The organism is Actinokineospora diospyrosa, from assembly GCF_024171925.1.
Lineage (GTDB): Bacteria > Actinomycetota > Actinomycetes > Mycobacteriales > Pseudonocardiaceae > Actinokineospora > Actinokineospora diospyrosa.
This window is the reverse complement of the sequence record NZ_JAMTCO010000005.1, coordinates 204,895-226,112: the sequence shown is the minus strand read 5'-3', so window position 1 is coordinate 226,112 and position 21,218 is coordinate 204,895. Positions and strand designations below refer to the sequence as shown.

The window sequence follows — 21,218 nt, the reverse complement described above, 5'->3', positions numbered from 1 at the left end:
GGGGAATTATCGTGCGTGGTTTAGCCGCTCTGCTCATGGTCTACGGGTTCGGTTCGGCGTTGCTCAGCTTCACCGACATCCAGTTCCGCATCGTCTCCTGGGCCGACTCGTACCAGCCGGGCGCGGGCCTGGGCATCGGTGCGCTCGGCCTGCTCGTGCTGCTGCTGGCCACCCTGTTCAGCAGGGACAAGTCCGACGAGCAGCAGGCCCCGGTCCTCCCGCCGCCGCCCGGCCAGTCCTACGCGCCGCCGCAGCAGCAGGGCTTCCAGCCTCAGCCCGGCTACCCGGCGCAGCAGCCCGTCCAGGGTGGCTACCCGGCGCAGCCCGGCTACCCCGCGCAGCAACAGCAGCCCGGTTACCCTGCCCAGCCCGGTTACGCCCCGCAGCCCGGTTTCCCGCCCGCGCAGCCCGGGTTCGCCCCGCCCGCCCAGGCTGGCTTCCCCCCACCCGCGCAGTCCGGTTTCGCCCCGCCCGCGCAGGGTGGCCAGCCGCAGCAGGGGTTCGGACCGCGCTAGCGCCGGGCCGAGCGCGGTGCCACCCTCACCGCGCTCGGACGACCCCGGACGGTGAGGGTGGCGATGGCAGAGCACGCGCAGTACCAGAACGAGATCTACCTCCAGGGCCTGGCCGACCACGTGCCGCCGTTCACCACCGACGCCACCCGGCTGGAGTCGGTCGCCGAGTCCAGGATGGAGCCCGGCCCGTTCGGCTACGTGGCGGGCGGCGCCGGGTCCGGTGACACCGCGCGCGCCAACCGCGAGGCGTTCGCCCGCTGGCGGATTGTGCCCCGGGTGCTCACCGACGCCACCACCCGCGACCTGTCCACCACGGTCCTGGGCACCGCCCTGCCTGCCCCGGTGCTGCTGGCCCCGATCGGCGTCCAGTCGATCGTCCACCCCGACGGCGAGGTGGCGACCGCCCGCGCGGCGGCCGCGCTCGACGTGCCGATCGTGCTCTCGACCGCGTCGTCGTACCCGCTGGAGGACGTCGCCGCCGCCGGGGGGCCGCGCTGGTTCCAGCTCTACTGGCCCAACGACCCCGAGGTCTGCGCCAGCCTCCTGCGCCGCGCCGAGGCCGCCGGGTACACCGCGCTCGTGGTCACCCTCGACACCTGGACCCTGGCCTGGCGCCCGCGCGACCTCGACCAGGCGTACCTGCCGTTCCTGCGCGCCTCCGGCGTCGCCAACGCCTTCACCGACCCCGCGTTCCGCGCCGGGCTCGAGAAGTCCCCGGAGGACGACCAGCCCATGGCGATCCTGCGCTGGGTGTCCCTCTTCACCGGTACCGACAAGCGGTGGGACCAACTCGCGTTCCTCCGCGAGCACTGGGACGGCCCCATCGCGCTCAAGGGCATCCAGCACGTCGACGACGCCCGTCGAGCCGCCGACGAGGGGATGGACGCGGTCATCGTCTCCAACCACGGGGGCAGGCAGGTCGATGGCGCGTTGGCTGCCCTGGACGCCCTGCCCGAAATCGCCCAAGCCGTCGGCGATCGCCTAGAGGTCCTCTTCGACTCAGGTATCCGTACCGGCGCTGACGTCCTCAAAGCGCTGGCTCTCGGAGCCAAGGCCGTTCTCCTCGGCCGCCCTTACGTCTACGGCCTCGCACTGGCTGGCGAGGCAGGCGTCCGCCACGCGGTACGCAGCCTTCTAGCCGACCTTGACCTCACCTTGGGCCTCTCCGGCTACCGCACCCCGGCAGAACTAACTCCCGACGCGCTGCGCCGTGTCTGACAGCGCCGTGTCTGACAGCGCTGAGGTTGACAGCGCCCGAACCTGACCGCTGGGTGGACTAGGCCGAGATCTCGGATGTGAGATCGGCCACTCGCACCTGGTTGCGGCCGCCGTGCTTGGCCTCGTAGACGGCCGCGTCGGCGCGCCGGAGCAGGGTGTCGAGGTCGAGGCCGGACGCCGCGGTCACGCCGATCGAGGTGGTGCGGTCGCTGATGACGACCGGCTGACCGCGCTTGTCGGTCGCGGCCACCTGCATGGCCGCCACGCCCTTGCGGATGCGCTCGGCGACCTGGGCGGCGCCTTCGAGGTCGGTGTCGGGCAGCAGGAGCACGAACTCCTCACCGCCGAAGCGGCCCACGACATCGCCTTGGCGGGTGGTTTCGCGCAGGACCCGCCCGACCGCGCGCAGGACCGCGTCGCCTGCCGGGTGGCCCCAGGTGTCGTTGACGTGCTTGAAGTGGTCCAGGTCGAGCACCGCGACGGCCAGGGTGGTGCGCAGCCGCCGGGAGCGGGCGAGTTCGCGACCCGCCTGCTCGTGCCAGCCGCGGCTGTTGAGCAACTGGGTCTTGTGGTCGGTGCGGGCGTCGCCGCGCAGGTTCTCGATCTGCAGGGCACCCCAGTCCAGGGCGCACAGCAGCGGGACCACGAACAGCGGCGCCAGCCACGCGTGCGCGACGGCGAGCGCGGCGAGGGCACCCAGGCAGACCGTCAGCGCCGCCATGGCGTTGTCGCGGCGGGTGCCGACGACGACCGTCCAGGTCGGTTGCGGTGTGGACAGCGCGATGACCCCGCCGATGGCGATGGCGTTGATCACGAAGTAGGTGAGCCCGGCCAGGGCGAGCACGAGGGCGTCGCGGGCGCTGAACGCGCTGGTCACGTCCACACCGGCCAGTCGGACGACGGCGAAGGAACCCAGCGCGGCGACCAGGATGCCCGCGGTGCCGAAGGTGTAGCGGTAGAGCGGGCGGCGGGCGACCGGGTAGAGCTGGACGCGCAGCAGCAGCATCGACAGCACGGCCATCCAGGCGGGCAGCAGCACCATCGCGGGCAGGATCCAGACGACGCTGGTGTCCATGTGCGGACCGGTGCCGCTGTCGCGGCGGGTCTCCTCGGTGCGGCGGGTCAGCCAGAGGTGCACGGCGCCCGCGCCGACGAGAACGGCGAACCAGCGCCAGTGCGCCGTCGTCGGTGGTACGTCGGTGAGGCAGGCGAGCACGACCGCGGCGACGGCGAGGAGTTCGAAGATGATCACATAGCGGAGGGCGGGGGTCGGCAGCGACCACAGCCCCCACGACCTGAACCACCGCCGAGACGAAGGGTGTTCAGTGCGCAGCGAGTCGGTCACACTTAGCCGTGAACGGATCCGGAGCTTGCCCGGTCCCCGCGTCCACGCGCGGCGGGAGCGGGCCCGCCCGGTCGCGCGGGGCCGACCCCCGTGCGGAGCCGACTCGGGCTCGCCAACACCGGCGGCGCCACGGTTGCGATTCGCCGCCGCGGCGTCACCTTCCGGCCTGTCGAACGTTTCGTCCAGCGTGGATCCCCTTGGAGGTGTGTCCGATGCGGTCGCGTGACTGGTGACTCCCCCGTCCCCCGAGACCCCCGCCCCCGTGGCAGGTGACCGGTCCGAGGGGACAGCCACACCGTCCAACCTATCGGCAGCCCCGCCTGCCGAGTCCACTTCGAGCAGAGGAGCAGCGGCAGATGCGTTCCCGCGACTGGTGACCCAGGCACTCGATGCGTCCACAGCATCCCCCATCGAACCGACAAAAACCCCCGAAGGAGCCTCCTGTGCGTTCTCGCGACTGGTGACCGCCGTTCCGTTGACCTCAGTCCCGCAAGCCCCCACCGAAGGAGCCCCGGATGTCCCGCGACTGGTGAACCCAACCGCACGTCCGTCCACATCGACCGAAGTCCGATCGACACGAGCAGGAGTCCCCGATGTCTCGCGACTGGTGAACCCCACCCCAGCAACGCCGACCACACCGACCGACGCGCGATCGACACGAGAAGGAGCCCGGGATGCGCTCTCGCGACTGGTGAGCCCTACCGCACCGACACCCCCCACATCGACCGAAGCGCGATCCACAAAAGGAGTCTGCGATGCGTTCTCGCGACTGGTGACCCCAACAGCACCGTGGCCGTCCACAACGACCGATCCGCGATCCGCGGCAGAAGAAGGAGCCTGGGATGCGTTCCCGCGACTGGTGACCCCGAGTTCGTCCCCCGTGTGCCCGACAAGACCGCGCCCGGCAAGACCGTGCCCCGCAAGACCAACACCGGCAGGAGTGCCCGATGCGTAGCCGTGACTGGTAGACCCGCTCGTGCTGTCAGCGCTCGTGCTGTCAGGTTGTCCCGTGTCCCCATCGGAATGGTCCGCCGCGGGAAGAGGCGGCACGCCGGGGAGCGGCGCGCCGTGCGCGTCGCCGCGATCGGTGAGCCCCAACGCCCGCCCTCCCTTCCTCCGAACCCGTGCCGCACCCGCGTCCACGCCGTGCGAACGTCCACTGAGACGTCCGCGTGCCCGAGGGGTTGTCCGTCCACCCGGGCCACTCGCCCCGGCGCGGTCGACGACCGCTCGTCCGTAACATCGCCCACCGGTCACGCGGTGTGTCACGGGGCCGTGCCGAGCCCGCGCGACCGTCCCGCGTGTCACTGTCCCCACGGTACGTCCTGCGCCGACAGTAGCGACCCCGCTACGCCAAGCAGCGCCCGAATGGAGCACGACACTACTCGGACGTGTCGACTACCCGGCTGCGGCATTCGGCACAGCCGCGCGGCAGCCGATCGAGGGAAGTGACCACCCGCTCGTGCGGGTCGATGGTCACGCGCTGCGCACGGGCACGAGCCACTTGCGCAGTCGCGGCGGCAGCCGCTTCTCCAGCCCGTAGGGCTCCAGGTGACCGCCGAGGACCTCGGCGAACGCGGTGGCGACGCCCTCCACGTCCCACGCGTCGCGGTGCAGGATCGGCGCTTTGAAGGTCGGTTGACCGACGATGTGCAACTCAGGGCCGGTGCACCGCACGATCTGTCCGGTGATGCCCGCCGAGCGCTCGTCGAGCAGGAAGTGCACCAGCGGGGCGATGAGCTCCGGGGTGCGTTCGGGCGGTGTGTGCCGCGATGCCCGTTGCGAGGTCCACACCATCCTGGTGTACGCCTTCGGGCAGACCGCGTTCACCCGGATGCCGCAGTCCTCCAGGTCCAGCGCCCAGGAGCAGGTGAGCGAGGACACAGCGCCCTTGCTGGCCGCGTAGCTGGCGATGGTCCGCTGGCCGAGCGCGGCGCCGGAGGAGATGTTGACGATCGACCCGCCGCCAGCGGCGCGCATCCTGCGGATCGCGGCCAGTCCGGTGTAGATCACCCCGAGCACGTTCACCTCGACCACCGCGCGGGCCCGCGCCGGGTCGTCCTCCCACGGCAGCGCCTCGTAGGTCAGGCCCGCGTTGTTGACCAGGCCGTCGACCGCCCCGAACTCCGCCGCGCACAGCTCGACGATGGCCTCGGCCTGCTCGGCGTCGGCGACGCTGTGCCCGCTGGCCACCGCCGCCCCGCCGTCGCGCCGGATCCGCGCGGCGACCCCCTTGGCCGCCGCGCCGTCCACGTCGTTGACCACCACCGCCGCGCCCGCCCGCGCCAGGTGCGCCGCGAACGCCGCACCCAAACCCCGACCGGCCCCGGTCACCACGACAGCCTTGCCGTCCATGCCGTTCTCCCCGCACACCCCTGGAGCCGGCCCCGATCCCGCGGCGACACCGCCGCGGTGGCGGTCGAGCTGCCGCCACCGGCTCAACGCCAGTGTTGGGTCCCCGGGGGCCTCCCCGCGCGCCCGCGCGGCGAGTGGCGACGGGGCTGCGCCGAGCGCGGTGGTCCATTCAGCCCGACGGGTAGCGGCGCACCGATCGCACCCGTTGCGCCGGACGGGCGCATCAGCGGGTTTTCCGGGCACGGGATGCTTCACCTGCGCCGATCCGGCGCCGATACTGCCGGTACTCTGTGCGACGCCGCGATGACCGAGCGGCAGCTGCACCGGGTTCACCGCCCCCAGACCCCGGGGTGCGGAGGATGGAGTACAGCCAGCGGGCCACGAACCCGCCGGACGGGAGCACACGTGGGCCGAGCAGCGCCGGGCATGGGGACGGTTCTGGCGAACCGGGAGTTCCGCGCGCTCTGGATCTCCGAGGCGGTGTCCGTCGCCGGTGACCAGCTCACCCGCGTGGCGCTGGCCATCCTGGTCTACGAGCGCACCGGGTCCGCCTTCTACGCCGCGGGCATCTACGCCTTGACCTTCCTGCCCGCCCTCGCCGGTGGACTGGGCCTCTCGCAGCTCGCGGACCGGTACCGCCGCCGCACGCTGATGGTGGTGTGCTCGGCCATCCAGGCGGTGGTGGTCGCGACGATGGCGATCCCCGGCGTGCCGCTGTGGGTGCTGTTCGTCCTGGTCATCATCGTGCCGATGGTGCAGTCGCCCGCGCTCGCGGCGCAGAACGCGACGACCCGCGAGGTCTTCGCCGACGACGACGCCCAGTACCTGCGCAGCCAGGACCTGCGGGGCATCTCCACCAACACGATGATGCTGCTCGGCCTCGGCGGCGGTGGGCTGCTGATCGGCGCCATCGGCATCACGTGGACGCTGCTCATCGACGCGGGGACGTTCACCGTCGCCGCGATCCTCGTGCACCGCGACGTGCGCAACCGCCCACCCGCCGGGTCCAAGGACGACGGCTGGTTCGACGGCGCCAAATGGGTGTTCGGCGACCGCAGGCTCCGGGTGCTGTTGTCGCTGTCGTGGCTTGTTGGGCTCGCCGTGATCCCCGAGGGTCTCGCGGCCCCCTTGGCGCAAGAGGCGGGGGCGGCGCCGGAGTCGGTGGGCTGGTTATTAGCCGCCGATCCACTCGGCTTCATCTTGGGGACGTTCCTGATCTCGCGTTTCGTGCCCGACCGGCACCGGATCAAGCTGATCGGCGCGCTGGCGACGGCGTCGGTGGGTGTGCTGGTCCTGTTCGCCTTGAAACCGAACCTGATCGCCGCGCTGGTGCTGCTGGCGCTGGCGGGCGCGGTCGGCGCGTACCAGATCACCGTCATGGCGGTGTTCAACTCGATCGTCCCCAACGAGATCCGCGGCGGCGCGTTCGGCGCGGCCAGGACCGGGTTGCGGGTGTCGCAGGGGTTGGGCGTCGCCGCGGGTGGCCTGGTGGCGGAGCTGATCGGCTCGGCGATGAACACGGTCGCGCTCGCGGGCCTGCTGGGGGTCGTGTTGGCCATCCCGCTGGCGGTGGCCTGGTCGCGGCTGCACGAGGCTCCCGCGCCCGCCAAGCCCAGCACGCCGGACAACGACACCCCCGGGCGCCAGGAAGCCGCCTAGTCGGCCAGTCAGCCAGTCAGCTAGTCGGCGCTGAAGGCGGCGAGCAGGGCCCGGACGTGGGCGCCTTCGGGGACGCCGAGGCGTTCGAACACCGGTAGGGCTGCCTGCCAGTCGGTGACGGCGCCGGGGCGGTCGCCGTGCAGCTGGCGGACGAGGGCCCGGACGTGCCTGGCCCGGGCCTCGGCGAGCTTCTGGCCGGTGCGGTCGGCGATCGCCAGGCCCCGCTCGATGTGGTGGGCGGCCTGCTCGGCGTCGCCGCTGTCGAGGTGGGCGTGGGCGAGTTCGGTGAGGGCGCGGGCCTCGAGCAGGCGCATGCCGGTGTCGCGCATGAGGGCGAGCGCGCCGGTGCCGTGCTCGATGGCCGAGCGCGGGTCCCCGGTGCGGCGGAACAGCGCGCACAGGCCGGTGAGGACCGAGGCCTCGCCGAAGCCGAAGCGGATCTCCCTGGCCAGGCCGAGGGCCCGGGTGTAGTGGGTGGCCGCCGAGGACCACTCCCCCGTGCGCTGCTGGATGGTGGCCAGGATGTCCAGGCCGCTGACCTCGTGCCTGCGCTCGCCCAGCTGCCTACCCGCGTCCATGGCCTTGCGGACCTGGGCGGCGGAGGTGGCATAGTCGCCCGCGTCGCACCCGGTCTCGGCGAGGCAGATGAGCATGCTGACCTCACCGTGCCGGTAGCCGTACCGGCGGCAGATGGCCATTCCCTCGCGGTAGCGCTGAGCGGCTCGCGGTAGGTCGCCCATGGCCCACAGGGCCAAGCCCAGGCCCTGGCAAGCGGCGGCCTGTACGTGGCGGTTGCCGATCCGGGTGCTTAGTTCCAGGGCCTCCGTGTGCCGTTCGATGGCCTCCTGAGGACGCCCTAGCGATAGCGCTGTGCCGCCGAGGTAGTTCAAGGCGCCCGCCTCGCCGAAGCGGTTGCCGATGACCCTGTTCAGCTCAAGGGCCTGCTCGTAGAACGCCGATGCCTGGGCGGGCTTCCCCAGCTGGGAGTGCGCCCGGCCGAGGTTGTGCAGGGCGGCGGCCTCGACGATCCGGTTGCCGGTGGACTGGCTCAGCTCCAGTGCCCAGCGGTGGCTCTCGATCGCGGCGACGTAGTCGCTGAGGTTCGTGTGGATCAGGCCGAGCAGGTCGTGGACGGAGGCCTCGGCGTCGAGGTTCTTCGCGCCTCTTGCGGCTGCCAGCGCGGCTTGTCCTACCGCGAGACCGTCAGCGCCATGGCCGCGGTTCCAGAAGTACGGTCGCAAGGCTTCCGCGAACCGCCAGGCATACCGGTGCAGACCCAGCCCTGACGCAGCCGTCGCAGCGGCCACGAGGTTCGCGCGCTCAGCGTCGAGCCAGGCGATGGCCTTCTCCTCCGACCCGTGCTCGGGCATCGCGCCCACCCGCCACAGGACAGCGCTGTGGGCCTCGATCTCGCGCAGGTAGTGGTCGAACAGCGCGACCACCGCCGAGGCGCGGTCGGCATCGGAGTCCTCCGAGTCGGCCCGTCCGGAGGCGTACTCGCGAAGGAGGTCGTGGAAGGTGTACCGGCCACGGGCGTGCTCGCGGATGAGGTTGCCGTGGTCGAGAACGCGCAGCAGCCGGGTGGCGTCGTTGAGTGCCAGGCCGCTCAGTTCGGCTGCGGCCTCGGCGTCAACATCGGCACCTGGCACTACCCCGAGCAGGCGGAACAACCGGCGCGCTGCGGGGACCAGCTTCTCGTAAGACAGGTCGAAGGCGGCGCGGACCGCACCCGACTCATCGCCTGCGACGGTCAGCCCGGTCATCCGGCCGCGTTCGCTTAGCTCGCGGGTGTAGTCGGCGATGCTGATCAGCGGGCGGATGGCCAGGTTCGCGCCCGCGATGCGCAACGCCAATGGCAGGTGACCGCAGATTGCGGCCATCTCGGCGGCAGCGTCCGGCTCGCGGCGCATCCGCCCGACGCCGACGAGCCTGCCGAGCAGGTCGACCGCCTCGGCTGCGTCGAGCACGTCCAGGGGCACTTGGTGGGCGCCGTCTTGTGCCGTCAGCCCGGTGAGCCTGTCGCGGCTGGTCACCAGCACAAGGCACGCGGAGGAGCCGGGTAGCAGCGGCCGAACCTGTTCGGCAGTGGCGGCGTTGTCCAGCAGCACCAGCACGCGCTTGCCGGTAAGAAGCGTCCGATAGAGCCCGGCAGCCTCATCTGGGTCGATCGGCACCCGCTCCGGGGCCACTCCAAGGGCGTGCAAGAACCGGACCAGGACCTCTTGTGTGGTCAGTGGAGTACCGGACGCATAGCCGTGCAGGTTGACGCTGAGCTGCCCGTCCGGGAACCGGTCGCGCGCCCGGTGGGCCCACCGCAGGGCCAAGGCCGTCTTCCCCACACCCGCGGTGCCCGAGAGCGCGACGATCGCCACGCCCGGGGTGCCCTCGACGTGGTCGAGCAGGTCGTCGAGCTCGGCGAGCGGCTGGGAACGGCCGACGAACCCGGGGGTCTCGGCGGGCAGCTGCGCCGGGGGCCGCTGGGCGACCGGTTCCGGGAGGGTCGGCGGCGGTGGCCGGTCGCGCAGCACCCGCAGGTGCGCGTCCTGGATCTCCAGGCCCGGCTCCACGCCGAGCTCGTCGTCGAGGCGGGTGCGGATGTCGGCGAACACCCGCAGCGCCTCCGCCTGCTCGCCGGTCCCGGCCAGGCCCAGCATGAGCCGGGCGTGCAGGCCCTCGTGCAGCGGCTCCTCGTGCGCCAGCGACCGGATGCCCGCGACGACCCTGGCGTGCCTGCCCAGGGCGAGCGCGACGTCGGCGTGGGTCAGCGCGACCTCCCGGCGGCGGGCGGCCAGCGCCACGGCGGCCGGGTGCTTGCGCAGCCGGGCTGGCAGGTCGGCCAGGACCGGGCCGCGCCACCCGGCCAGGGCCTCGTCCAGCAGGTCGGCAGCCTCGTCCGGGTCGCTGTTGCGGACCAGCCGGGCCCGGCGGACGAGGTCCTCGAAGCGCAGCGTGTCGAGCTGGTCGGGGCGCACCGCGATGCGGTAGCCCGCCGGGGTAGCGGCGATCACGCCGCTGTTGCGCTTGCCCGCGGCGACCAGGGCGCGACGCAGGCGGGAGGCGTAGGTGTGGATCAGGCCGAGGCAGCTCTCCGGCGGGTCGTCGCCCCACAGGACGTCCACGATCTCCTCGCGGCTGACCGGTCGGTTGGGGTGCAACGCGAGCAGGGCGAGCAGGGAGCGCTGCTTGAGCGCGCCAACGGTGATCTCCCGCTCCCCCTGGGCAACGGTGAACGGGCCGAGGACGCCGAGTGCGAGTTGGGCGGGTCGCGCCGGGCGGGACTGCCGCGCCTGGCTGGCAACACCGTCGGTCAGGACTTCCGGGGTGACGCCCAAGGCGTCGGCGAGCCTGCGCAGCGAATCCGCGCGCGGCATGCCCACCTCGCCGCGTTCGATGTAGCGAAGGGCCCGCACACTCACCCCAGAGCGCTCAGCGAGCTGCTGCTGGGTGAGCCCCACCCGGGTCCGGTGCGAGCGGAGCAGCTCACCGAACGCGCCGGGCGGGTCGACCATTCTGCCCCCTTCGCCTACCGCCTCTGTCTACTGTGCTGTAGCGAGCTGTTGAGCAAGCTGTCGCGGAGCCGCTGTACCAATCAGCCGCGACGAGCCCGGTCGCCCTAGGCGCTGGCAGCGCCCGGCAGGTCTGCCGCCGGAGTTGCCGCCAAGCGGGCAAAGACTTGCCGGTTGCCGATCGTAGTGCATCAGCTACCGCTATAGGCGCTGGTGGATGGGCCTGTTGCCGGTCCAGTCGGCAACAGTGCGCGGTACAGGCAAGATGCCAGGGCAGGCCGTAGCGTGTGGAGTCGGGGGACCGGGGGTCCGCGGGGGGACCAACGTGGCGCGGCGTCCTGGGGGTGCGCCGTGCCACGACCCGGTTCATCGGCCCTAGCGCATTTCCGCCTTCCCGGTCTGTGGTCCGGCGGTAGCCTCCCCCGAGTGGGAGACCAGCGCTCGTGACGGCGACCGTCGAGGCACCGCCGGAGGTGGACCCGCCGACGCAACGGCTGCGCGGCCGGGTCGGCTGGCTCATCCTGGTCGTACTGGTAGCCGCCGGGTACGGCGTGATCGCCTCCCGGTCACCGAGTGAGCCGACAACCCCGCCGACCGGCGACATCGCCAAGGCCGCGGCAGCCATAGACGCCCTGCTCGACCCGGCGTCCGGTCGGGACCCGATCGCGTTGCTGCCTTCCGACTTCACTCAAGTGACCGGGGTCGTTCCTGGACGGTTGGTGGCCCCGGACGGGACCCGCCGCGCGGTGCACGTCGACGGCGGCTGCTCGGCACCGTGGGGTGAGGACAACTCGCGCTGGGACTTCTCGGCGGGCTGCAAGGCACACGACCTCGGCTACGACTTGCTGCGCTACGCCTCGGCCAAGGGCACTCCACTGGGCCAAGAGCCGCGGCGGGCCCTCGACGACCGGCTCGCGCACGACATGCACGCCCAGTGCGAGATCAACCCGCGCGGCTCGGCGGGCACCTGCCAACTGGTGGCGTCGCTGTACGCGGCCGGGCTGGTCGCCAACTCGTGGCACCAGCGCTGGGGTCCGCCGCGCGCGGAGCCGATCGGCACCTGGGTGGTGGCGCTGCTGGTGGTCGTGCTGCTGCTGGCGGTGCGGGTCCCGGCGTTCGCCCGGCGCAGGACCGGGGTGCCGCGCGGCGCGGTGCCTATAGGTGAGCGGGCGCGGGATCGGGCCGGGTACCTGGGGATGCTGCGGGTGGTGAGCCTGGCCGGGGTGGTGCTGGCGGAATCGGTGCTGGCGTTCGCGCCGCTGCTGGGGCTGCGGCCGGGCGTGCTGTGGCCGGTGACCTGGGTGCTGCAACTAGTGCCGCTGTTCTTCTTCGCCGGTGGCGACTCGAACTTGCTCGCGTGGCGGGCCGCGCTGGCCGACGGGTCCGGCTACGGCGGCTACCTCGCGGCCCGGGTGTGCTGGCTGATCCGGCCGGTGCTGGCGTTCGTCACCGCCTGGTTGATCGTGCCGCTGTCGCTCGACCTGCTCAACGCCTCCGACGCCGCGGTGGACGCGTTCACCCGGCTGATCGCCCAGCCGCTGTGGCTGCTCGGGCTGTACCTGTTGGTGGTCGGGGCAACCCCGGCATTGCACTGGCTGCACCGAAAGGCGCCGATCGGCACGCCTGTCGCGCAGGCTCTCGTGGTCGCCGGGTTGAGTCTCTTCGGAACGGGCACGTTCGCGGCGTATGCGGGTGGGATCGTGCTCGCGGCGCTATTCGGACAACTCGCGTTGCATTACGCCGACGGGTCCTTCGACCACCTGCCGCGTCGAGTACTGCCCGCAGTCGCTGTGGGCGCGCTGCTGTGCCTAGTGGCGTGGACGACCATCGGCGGGCACACGAAAGGGCTGATCGCCGAACCCGCGGGCACTGCGAGCTTCGTGCCGTCCGCGCTGGGTGTCCTGCTGATCGGCTTGGTCCAGGTGTGCGTGGTCGTCGCGCCCGGGCGGGAGCGGGTCCGGGTGATCGCGCACGGGGCGGTGGCCCGGGCGGTGCACCGGGTGCGCGACGCGCCGATGACGATCTACCTGGTGTACCTGTGCGCGATGCTGCTGCTCGCCGGGATCATCGGCGCGGCGTCCACGTCCGGGTGGCCCGGCGCGACGTTCGACTGGGTCACCCGACCCCGCACGCTGATGGCGCTCGTGCTGCTCGCGGTCCCCGCGGTGCTGGCGTTCCTGCTGTTCGAGCGGCGCGGCCGGGGCGGCCCCGGCGTCATACGACCGGGTGATCGCCCGGTCAGCCGCTGGGACCCGGTCGCGGCGGCCATCGGCACCGGGTACGGGGCGCTGGGGATCGTCGGGTTCGCGGTCAGCGGGCTCACCGGCACCCACCACGGGCCGGTGCTGCTCGGGCTCCCGGTCGACCCGATGGCCAGCGTGATCCACCTGCTGCTGGGCTGGTACCTGCTGCACGCGGTGCGGGTCGGGACCGCGGGCACGCTGTGGCCGTGGCTGGTGACCGCGGTCGCCTGCCTGCCGCCGCTCGGTTCGGCCGTCGGCCCCGCCATCGGGCTGTACGGGGCGACCATGGCGGTCGCCGTCTTCGTGGCGGGCACCCGGCTCGTCGCCTGGTCGACCCGCAGGTCACGAGCGCGGGCGTGACCCGATAGGGGTGCGCTGGGCGCGGTGGGACGCGTGCCGTTCCGACCGGCCCGCGCGGGTGTGCCACGCTACGGGACAACCCGGGGCACCTCGCGCGCGTCTTAAGCCGTAGCGGCGGTCGAGCGCGCCCGGAGGCCACCGGCAGCAGCCGACAGGGAGGAGCGGGGCGTGGAGTACCGGCCACCGAGGCCAGGAGATCGCGCGGGATCGGGTGGCCGACCCGTGCCACCCCGCTCCCCGGCTCCGGGTGGGCGCGTGCCGCCCCCCGGCCGCCAACGCTCCGACGGTGACCGCGTTCCCCCACCCGCCCGCGAGCAACCCAGGGGTGAGCGCGAGTCCCCCAGGTCGAGGCCCGAGCGGCCGCGCCAGGACGCGCCGCGCGACCGGCTCAGGGGTGAGCCCCCCGCGCGTCGCCCGCGCCCGGAGGCGGGTGCGCGCTCGGCGAGCCCGGTGGGGACCCGCGAACCGGGGCAACGACCGGAGCGGTCGGCCCCCGGCGCGGGTTCGCAACCGCGTCGGCGGGTGTCCGGCGTCGCCGCGACCGAGCGGATCCGCCCCAAGACCACCGGCGGCGCGGCCACCAGCACCCGCGCCCGCGGCCCCCGGACCGGCATGGTCGCCGGGCGGACCGCGGTCGCACTGCTGTCGGCGGTCGTGCTGCTCGCGACCGGCTACTACTGGCGGGTGACCGACTCCTTCTCCGACGACCTGACCAAGGCCAACGTCGTGGAGGACACCGGGGAGAAGCCCGCCGACGGCGCGGTCGACATCCTGATGGTCGGCATGGACAGCCGCACCGACGCGCAGGGCAACCCGCTGTCGAAGGAGCAGCTGGCGATGCTCAACGGCGGCAAGTCGGACGGCGAGATCAACACCGACACGCTGATCATGATCAGGATCCCGAACGACGGCGGCAAGGCGGTCGGCGTCTCCATCCCGCGCGACTCCTACGTCGACATCCCCGGCTTCGGCAAGCACAAGGTCAACTCCGCCTACGGCAGGGGCAAGCTCGCCGCGCGCGCCCAGCTGCAGAAGGAGGGCGTGTCCGACCCTAAGGAGCTCGAGCGCCGCTCCAACGAGGCGGGCGCCAAGAGCCTGATCGCCACCCTGACCAAGCTCACCGGCGCCACGGTCGACCACTACGCCGAGGTCAACCTGCTCGGCTTCTACGACATCACCAACGCCATCGGCGGCGTCGAGGTGTGCCTGAACAAGGCGACCAAGGACTCGCTGTCGGGGGCGAACTTCCCGGCCGGGGTGCAGACGCTGCAGGGGGTGCAGGCGCTGCAGTTCGTGCGGCAGCGGCACGGGCTGCCCAACGGCGACATCGACCGGATCACCCGCCAGCAGGTGTTCATGGGCGCGATGGCCAAGAAGATGATCTCCGGTGACGTGCTCGCGCCCGGCTCGCAGGTGCTCGACCAGCTCAAGGGCGCGATCGCCAAGTCGGTGGTGCTGGACAAGAACTGGGACATCATGCGGTTCGCCCAGCAGATGATCACCGTCACCGGCGGCAACGTCGCCTTCGAGACCATCCCGCACGGCACGATCGACCTGGACACGCCCAACGACGGCAAAGCGGTGCAGGTCGACCCAACGGCGGTGAAGCAGTTCGTCGCCGGCCTGCTCACCGGCGGCAACAGCGCACCGCCGAGCACCGGCGGGGGCGGCGGCGAGCAGACCACGCCCGCCGCCGCGGACAAGCCCACGGTGACCGTCCTCAACGGGTCCGGCCGCACCGGCCTGGCCGCCGAGGTCGCCGACACCCTGCAGGGCCGCGGCTTCAAGACCGGCGAGACCGGCAACGCCGCCGCCCGCGCCAAGACCGTGGTCCGCTACGCCAAGGGCGAGGACGACAGCGGCAGCGCGGTCGTCGACGCGCTGGGCAAGGGCACCGCGGAGCCGGACACCAACCTCGGCAAGGGCAAGGTGACGGTGATCCTCGGCAAGGACTTCACGACCACCGGCACCAGCACCGGGGAGCGGCTCGCGGGCGCGCCGTTGCTCGACCTGGGTGCCCGGACCGCGGTCCAGACCGGCCCTCCGTGTGTGAACTGAGGAATTCGCCCTCACTCGATCGGAGCAACTTCGGCAAACCCGCGTCAGGGTGCGCCGCTTGATCGCTTCCTGTGGTGGAGGCGCCGGTCCGATCGCGCGCCGGTCTGAGGAGGGGCGGACGTTGCGCATCGATGCGGCTACCTACCAGCGGGTGCTCGGCGACGAGATCCGCAGGCTGCGCAAGCAGCGCGGCTGGACCCGCAAGGACCTCAACGGCAGGCTGCAGAGCGAGATCTCGCTGCAGACCCTGGCCACCTACGAGCTGGGCACCCGGCAGTGCTCGGTCGTGCGGTTCGTGGAGATCTGCGTGGCGCTGGAGGCGCTGCCGCACGACCTCATGGCTCGCGTCCACGACCGGGTCTTCGCCGACACCCCCCTGGGCCGCGTCCGCGTCGACCTGCACGCCGCGGCCGCCGACGACCGCCCGCAGCTGATGCCCCTGCGCCGCTGGGCCGCCGAACTGCTGGCCGACCACGACGAGGTCCACCTGGACGTGTCGGCGCTGGACCGGCTCGCGGAGCTGTGCGGGATGGACACGATCGAACTCATCGCGCACATCCGCGGCCTCTCGGAGTGATCGTTTACGTACACTGGACGGGTGACCCGAGCAGCCCTCACCGGCGACGACGACGACCTGCGCGACCTGGCCACCTGGCTGCGCGACGAGGACGACCTGCGCGGCCGGGTGACCGTGTCCAACGCCCCCATCCACGAAGGCGACATGGGAGCGGCGATCGACGCCCTCACCCTCGTACTGGGCGGTGGCGGCGCGGGCGTCCTGATCCGATCGGTGTTCACGTATTTGACGACCCGGCGCAAGGCCGTGGTGTTCGAGCTTGAGCTCAAGGACGGGGACAAGGAGCTCAAGGTCAAGCTGACGAACGAGTCCAAGGTGGACGACGTGCTCGCGCAGGCGGACAAGTTCTTCGACAAGTAGTGCGCTGTTGGCGGTTGCGCGGGTATCCGCAATGCGGGTGTCCATAACGCCGGTATCCGCAATGAGTTATCCACAACGGGGTTTGCTGTCCACAGGGTGCTGGTTGGTGCTCCTGTTTTGTCGGGGTGCGTCGGTAAGCTGTGTATTTGGGGGCTTTCGATCAGGTTGATCTTGGCGTAGACCTAGGCTGGGGATGCGGGGCAAGGGATTGGGTCGGCCTCGTCGCCTGGCGGCGAGCTCGGCGACCCGGGCGGACGGCCTCGGCGTCCGATCCGCGATTTTCGAGCTTTGCTCGATGCGGTGGACCTGTTTTGTGCGGGGCCCCTACGACACCCGTGGCAGGACCGCAAAGCAGGGGCCGAAAAGACTGGCCCTGCCGCGCGGAAACGCTACGGGTGCCGTCCCCCCACACAAAACAGGTCCACCCCATCGAGCACCTGGCACCAGCGAGTCCGACTGTCCAGGCGCTGGGCTGGCAGGACAGCCGAGAACGGGCTGAGATGGCACCGCCAAGTCCGAGTGTCCACGCGCTGAGCAGGTGGGCTGAGGCGGACCTGACGGCAGCTGGGATGGCACCGCCAAGTCCGAGTGTCCAGTGGCTGGCACTGTGGGTTGGGGCGAACCTGGCGAGGGCTGGGTTGGCACCGCAGGGTCCAAGTGCCCAGGGGCTGAGTTAGTGGGCTGGGGCGGTGGAGTGGGGTGGCGCCGCCTCGCGGGTGAGGGGGCCTACAAGCCTCCGCTTTCCCTGCTCCCACTCCCCCGATGCCACGGCCGAAGGCAAAGCAAGGGGCACTCAACGCCAGTCAAGAAGGGGCCCGCACCGTGGGCGACAGCCCATCGGTCACAAGCTCGACGCGAGGGCAGCCAGGCCCGAGCGAGCCACGCCGGGTCGGGAGCGATCGCACCGTGGACGACAACCCCATTGGTTACACACTCGACGCAACGGGCCGATAGGCCCGAGCGATCCCACGCTGGTTCCGGCGCCTGCCGCACCGTGGGGGTCTGGGGGGTCGCCCCCCAGGTGGTGTCGCGAAGCGCCCACGTCCACGCTTTCCGTGGACATGGGTCGCCTAGCGCGTAGGGCCGGAGAGACTCGAACTCTCACTGGCACGGACCTAAACCGTGTGCCTCTGCCAATTGGGCTACGGCCCCGGGTAGCGTTGACAGCCTAACGGCGTGGCCCGTGCGCGGGACGGGTGGTCGGTGATCTAACGTTGTGACGCCGATGGCTGGGGTTGCGAGGAGGATGCAGTGGCGCGGGATCCCGACACCATCCAGCGTGAGATCGAGCAGGCGCGGGACGCCTTGGCGGCCACGTTGGACCAGCTCAGCGTGAAGGCCAGTCCGAAGCGGCTGGTGGACAACGCGAAGTCCAGCGCGCGCTCGACCCTGGATGACCCGAAGGTGCGGTACGCCTTGATCGGGGTGGGCGTGCTGGTCGGCCTGCTCGTGGTGCGGCGGCTGTTCCGCTAGGCCATCGCGGCGGGTGGCGGGGCGGGCGCGGGGGCCTTGTCGGCGCGGAGTTGGGTGGGGATGGACCTGGTGGGGTCTTCCAGCCCGAGGCGCGCGGTGAGGTAGGCGGCGGTGAAGCTGACCGCGTCCCCGTCGAGTGTGTGCACCACCGTGCGCTTCTTGTCGCCGTCGAGGAGTTCCTCGACCAGTTCGTCGGCGCGTTCGCGGGCGGTGACCAGGTCGGCCGCGGTGGCGCTCTTGCTCTGCCCCTTGGCCTTGACCTCTACCGTCCAGTCCGAGCCCTGCGCGGTGTAGTTGGCCACGATCGGTTCGTACATGGTTCGCCCCTCCGCTTCCGGTGCGACGCGGGGAGGCGAGGCATGCGTCCCCACACCCCAGAGCTTGCTCTCAGCAGCGGGATCCCGCTCGCCGGCGGTGGCGGGTGAGCCACCCGTGTGGGCGATTACCCGGCGGTCGAGGGTGCCACGAGTGCGGCCAGGCCGGTCCACAGCACCCGCATCAGGTGGTCGGCGGCCTGTTCGGCGGTGATGTCGTCGCGGCTGACGTACCAGAGGGACAGTCGTTCGCAGGCGCCGACGACGATCTGGGCGGCGGCTTCGAGGTCGGTGCGGGGCGCGTCGGGCAGGAAGGTCGACAGCAGCGCGATGTCGATGTCCACTTGCTCCTGGCGGATCGCCTCGACCTCGGCGGCGGCCGCGGCGCCCGCGACGGCGGCCTCGTTGCGCAGGACGAGCGACCAGGCGCGGCGGTGGGCGTCGGTGAAGCGGAAGAACGCGACGAGGCCGCGGCGCAGGGCGTCGCGGGGGCCGGTGGCGCCGATGACGGCCTCGGTGGTGGCGGTGGCGAGCTGGCCGCGGGCGTGCCGGACGCAGGCGACGAGCAGGCCCTCCTTGGAGCCGAAGTACTCGTAGATCATCGGCTTGGAGACCCCGCAGCGCTCCGCGACCTCGTCCATGCCGGTGGCCTGGTAGCCCCGCTCGGCGAAGATCTCCTCCGCGACGGCCATCATCTGCCGCTCGCGCTCGGCGCGGGGCATGCGGCGCTTGCGCTCGGTCTCCGCCGGGGTGCTCACCCGGCAACTCTACCGCAAGTAACCTACTTCGAGTAAGGTTGACCGCGAGTTACACCTGTTCGAGTCGTGGAGGGTCGCCATGGGCAAGCTCGTCAACACCGGCGTCGTGGTCATCGGCACCGGTTTCTCCGGGATGGGGATGGCGATCCAGCTGCGCAAGGAGGGCCGCGACGACTTCGTGGTGCTGGAGAAGGCGACCGACTTCGGCGGCACGTGGCGCGACAACACCTACCCCGGCTGCGCATGCGACATCCAGTCGCACATGTACTCGTTCTCCTTCGAGCAGAAGCCGGACTGGACGCGCTCTTACGCCCCCCAGCCAGAGATCCACCAATACCTGCGCGACGTGGCCGCGAAGTGGGACCTAGCCCGCAATACGCACTTCGGCGTGGAGGTCACCGGCGCGCGCTGGGACGCCGAGGCGAGCCGCTGGCACGTCTCGACCAGCACCGGCGACACCTACGTGACCCGGTTCCTGGTCGCGGGCGTCGGCGCACTGCACCTGCCGTCCATCCCCGACCTGCCCGGCATCGAGGACTTCACCGGCAAGGCGTTCCACTCCGCCCAGTGGGACCACGACTACGACCTCACCGGCAAGCGCGTCGCGGTCATCGGCACCGGCGCGAGCGCGGTCCAGTTCGTGCCGAAGATCGCCCCCGAGGTCGCCGAGCTGACCCTGTTCCAGCGGACCGCGCCCTGGGTGATGCCCAAGCCCGACCACACCATGCCCGCTTGGTCGCGCGGCCTGTTCGCCAAGGTCCCCGGCGCCCAGCGCGCGTACCGGCACCTGCTGTACTGGATCAACGAGGTCCGCGCGGTCGGCTTCAACGGCCACCAGGGCATCCTGCGCCTCGCCTCGAAGCTCGCCGCCCACAACATCCGCCGCTCGGTGAAGGACCCCGCGCTGGCACGCGAGCTCACCCCGGACTACGTCATGGGCTGCAAGCGGGTGCTGATCTCCAACGACTACTACCCGACCTTCAACCGGGCCAACGTGCACCTCGACACCGCCGGGGTCGCCGAGGTGCGGGCGAACAGCGTCGTCGGCAAGGACGGCCGCGAGCACCCGGTCGACGCGATCATCTACGGCACCGGCTTCCACGTCACCGACGCCTTCGACTACCTGCGGATCACCGGCCGCGACGGCCTCGACCTGGCGCAGCTGTGGCGGGAGCGGGGCATCAACACCCACCTCGGGATCACCGTGGCAGGCTTCCCGAACCTGTTCTTCCTGCTCGGCCCGAACACCGGCCTCGGCCACAACTCGGTGGTGTTCATGATCGAGTCCCAGATCCGCTACGTCGCCGAGGCGCTGCGGCTGGCCGACCGGCAGGGCGCCGAGGCGCTGGACGTGCGGCGCTCGGCGCAGGACGCGTTCAACACCGAGGTGCAGCGCAAGCTCGCCGACGGCGTCTGGACCCGGGGCGGCTGCACGAGCTGGTACCTGGACTCGCAAGGCGTCAACCGCACCATCTGGCCGGGGTTCACCTGGCGCTACTGGCTGCGCACCCGGCACGTGGACGCGAGCGACTTCGAGCTGCTCACCCGCAGCCGGACGACCGTCGCGGCCGGGAAATAGCCGTGATCGCGGCAGCGGGTGTCCGCTAGCGTCGGGGGCATGGCCAAGGACCCCAACAGCGCGACGATCGCCACGAACCGGCGGGCCCGGCACCACTACGCGGTGCTGGACACGATCGAGGCGGGCGTGGTGCTGGTGGGCACGGAGGTCAAGGCGCTGCGCGACGGGCGGGCGTCGCTGGTCGACTCGTTCGCCACCGTGGACGAGGGCGAGATCTGGCTGCGCGGCCTGCACATCGGCGAGTACGCGCTGGGCACCTGGACCAACCACGCGCCGCTGCGGGTGCGCAAGCTGCTGCTGCACCGGCGCGAGATCGACAAGCTCGCGCTGAAGGTGACCGACCCCGGCCTGTCGCTGGTGCCGCTGTCGATGTACTTCGCCGACGGCCGGGTGAAGGTCGAGCTGGCCCTGGTGCGCGGCAAGAAGACCTGGGACAAGCGCCAGGACCTGGCCACCCGCGACGCCAACCGGGAGATCGAGCGGGCCTTCGCCAGGCACGTCAAGGGCCGTCGGCAGGCCGGTCGGCGCGCGTGACACCATCGTCGACGTGCGCGCGCCCAGGGTGTTCAGCGCGCTCCTGGGACTGGTCGACAAGTTCGAGGAGCGCGGGGTCCACGTGCCGGGCGCCGATGACGGCAAGATCTCGCCGTGGCGGGACTTCGGCTGGCTGATCGCGGCCTGGCTGGTGGCGATCGGGTTCTTCGTGCTGTTCTTCGCCCTCGCCGCCTGACCCCGGCCGCCCGGGCCACCGCGCGGGCGGGCGACACGGCCCGCAGTGGCCCCCATCACGCTCGGTGCAGCGGTGATCACGGCTCGGCCACAGTGCGGAACCAGGTACGACTCAACGGCCTATCCGACTCGGCGGTGTGGCCGCCCGGGGTGTCAAGGTGGACGGGTA

General features: G+C 71.7%; 16 protein-coding genes and 1 tRNA gene. 11 read left to right on the top strand and 6 right to left on the bottom strand.

The window, feature by feature from the left end; genetic code table 11:
• Nucleotides 1–11 precede the first annotated feature (11 nt).
• Together LV75_RS10450 and LV75_RS10445 are read left to right on the top strand one after the other, a co-directional pair.
• Nucleotides 12–515 (top strand): hypothetical protein, encoded by a 504-nt coding sequence (locus tag LV75_RS10450; protein WP_253886908.1) that lies wholly within the window; start codon nt 12–14, stop codon nt 513–515.
• A 63-nt stretch (nt 516–578) separates the two neighbouring features.
• Complete coding sequence (locus LV75_RS10445) at nt 579–1,733, top strand: lactate 2-monooxygenase (protein WP_253886613.1); 1,155 nt, start codon at nt 579–581, stop codon at nt 1,731–1,733.
• A gap of 58 nt (nt 1,734–1,791) precedes the next feature.
• Here the strand turns inward: LV75_RS10445 and LV75_RS35445 are convergent, their stop codons facing one another.
• Complete coding sequence (locus LV75_RS35445; RefSeq protein ID WP_253886612.1) at nt 1,792–2,985, bottom strand: GGDEF domain-containing protein; 1,194 nt, start codon at nt 2,983–2,985, stop codon at nt 1,792–1,794.
• A 1,569-nt stretch (nt 2,986–4,554) separates the two neighbouring features.
• Nucleotides 4,555–5,433, bottom strand: coding sequence for an SDR family NAD(P)-dependent oxidoreductase (locus LV75_RS10435; protein ID WP_253886611.1), 879 nt, complete (start codon nt 5,431–5,433; stop codon nt 4,555–4,557).
• 426 nt (nt 5,434–5,859) lie between these two features.
• Between LV75_RS10435 and LV75_RS10430 the strand changes: the two genes are divergently transcribed.
• Entirely contained in the window at nt 5,860–7,092 is a 1,233-nt protein-coding gene (locus LV75_RS10430; protein ID WP_253886896.1) for an MFS transporter, read from the top strand.
• A 20-nt stretch (nt 7,093–7,112) separates the two neighbouring features.
• Here the strand turns inward: LV75_RS10430 and LV75_RS10425 are convergent, their stop codons facing one another.
• Entirely contained in the window at nt 7,113–10,601 is a 3,489-nt protein-coding gene (locus LV75_RS10425) for a BTAD domain-containing putative transcriptional regulator (protein ID WP_253886610.1), read from the bottom strand.
• 440 nt (nt 10,602–11,041) lie between these two features.
• On the opposite strand from LV75_RS10425, the gene LV75_RS10420 reads away from it, so the two are divergent.
• The 4 genes from LV75_RS10420 (at nt 11,042) to LV75_RS10405 (ending at nt 16,196) form a co-directional block, all read left to right on the top strand.
• Nucleotides 11,042–13,201 (top strand): phospholipase A2, encoded by a 2,160-nt coding sequence (locus LV75_RS10420; protein WP_253886609.1) that lies wholly within the window; start codon nt 11,042–11,044, stop codon nt 13,199–13,201.
• Between the two features lie 522 nt (nt 13,202–13,723).
• Complete coding sequence (locus LV75_RS10415) at nt 13,724–15,259, top strand: LCP family protein (RefSeq protein WP_253886608.1); 1,536 nt, start codon at nt 13,724–13,726, stop codon at nt 15,257–15,259.
• A 121-nt stretch (nt 15,260–15,380) separates the two neighbouring features.
• Nucleotides 15,381–15,836, top strand: a complete 456-nt coding sequence (locus LV75_RS10410; protein ID WP_253886607.1) for a helix-turn-helix domain-containing protein — start codon at nt 15,381–15,383, stop codon at nt 15,834–15,836.
• A 21-nt stretch (nt 15,837–15,857) separates the two neighbouring features.
• Nucleotides 15,858–16,196 (top strand): effector-associated constant component EACC1, encoded by a 339-nt coding sequence (locus LV75_RS10405; protein WP_253886606.1) that lies wholly within the window; start codon nt 15,858–15,860, stop codon nt 16,194–16,196.
• Nucleotides 16,197–17,274: 1,078 nt separating this feature from the next.
• Here the strand turns inward: LV75_RS10405 and LV75_RS10400 are convergent.
• Nucleotides 17,275–17,348 (bottom strand) — tRNA-Leu (locus LV75_RS10400).
• Between the two features lie 99 nt (nt 17,349–17,447).
• Between LV75_RS10400 and LV75_RS10395 the strand changes: the two genes are divergently transcribed.
• Nucleotides 17,448–17,669, top strand: coding sequence for a DUF3618 domain-containing protein (locus LV75_RS10395; protein ID WP_253886605.1), 222 nt, complete (start codon nt 17,448–17,450; stop codon nt 17,667–17,669).
• Here LV75_RS10395 and LV75_RS10390 read toward each other — a convergent pair.
• Both LV75_RS10390 and LV75_RS10385 read right to left on the bottom strand, forming a co-directional pair.
• Nucleotides 17,666–17,986 (bottom strand): hypothetical protein, encoded by a 321-nt coding sequence (locus LV75_RS10390; protein WP_253886604.1) that lies wholly within the window; start codon nt 17,984–17,986, stop codon nt 17,666–17,668. The two genes, LV75_RS10395 and LV75_RS10390, sit on opposite strands and share 4 nt — an antisense overlap.
• Before the next feature lie 125 nt (nt 17,987–18,111).
• A complete protein-coding gene (locus tag LV75_RS10385; RefSeq protein ID WP_253886895.1) occupies nt 18,112–18,705 on the bottom strand; it encodes a TetR/AcrR family transcriptional regulator in 594 nt (197 codons plus the stop codon).
• Between the two features lie 115 nt (nt 18,706–18,820).
• Here LV75_RS10385 and LV75_RS10380 point away from each other — a divergent pair, with 115 nt between their 5' ends.
• From LV75_RS10380 to LV75_RS10370, 3 genes are read left to right on the top strand one after another with little or no spacing between them, the layout of a single operon-like run.
• On the top strand, nt 18,821–20,320 hold the full coding sequence (locus LV75_RS10380) for a flavin-containing monooxygenase (protein WP_253886603.1): 1,500 nt from the start codon (nt 18,821–18,823) through the stop codon (nt 20,318–20,320).
• A 39-nt stretch (nt 20,321–20,359) separates the two neighbouring features.
• Nucleotides 20,360–20,854, top strand: coding sequence for an SsrA-binding protein SmpB (smpB, locus tag LV75_RS10375; protein WP_253886602.1), 495 nt, complete (start codon nt 20,360–20,362; stop codon nt 20,852–20,854).
• 13 nt (nt 20,855–20,867) lie between these two features.
• Complete coding sequence (locus LV75_RS10370) at nt 20,868–21,050, top strand: hypothetical protein (protein WP_253886601.1); 183 nt, start codon at nt 20,868–20,870, stop codon at nt 21,048–21,050.
• Nucleotides 21,051–21,218 lie beyond the last annotated feature (168 nt).